The sequence below is a fragment of the Paenibacillus cookii genome, from assembly GCF_018333375.1.
Taxonomy (GTDB): Bacteria; Bacillota; Bacilli; order Paenibacillales; family Paenibacillaceae; genus Paenibacillus_AQ; species Paenibacillus_AQ cookii.
This window is the reverse complement of the sequence record NZ_BORW01000135.1, coordinates 1-255: the sequence shown is the minus strand read 5'-3', so window position 1 is coordinate 255 and position 255 is coordinate 1. Positions and strand designations below refer to the sequence as shown.

Below are 255 nucleotides of genomic sequence, written 5' to 3'. Positions count from 1 at the left end.
GCTGCAAGCAGAGCGAGAGGTCGAGGCGAAACCGAAATCGTCCAAGCGAGATCGCGATGACGACGACAACGACGCGGGCGGCTCGCAGCTCACCATGGAGGTAGGGGACGCTTTCTCTATTCCCGAGAAGCCCCCTGTTGTGGCGAAGAACCCCCGCAACATGGCGAAAAAGCTACACGTCCTGCCATCTACAGCCGCACCGACAGCGGAAGTCATGAACAAGGGCACCCTCATGCTGGATGCGACATGCGCGCC

At 60.8% G+C, this 255-nt stretch carries 1 pseudogene; it reads left to right on the top strand.

Going from position 1 to position 255, the window contains the following annotated elements:
* Positions 1-255 (top strand): annotated as a pseudogene (locus KI367_RS26915) (IS5/IS1182 family transposase); the annotation flags it as partial.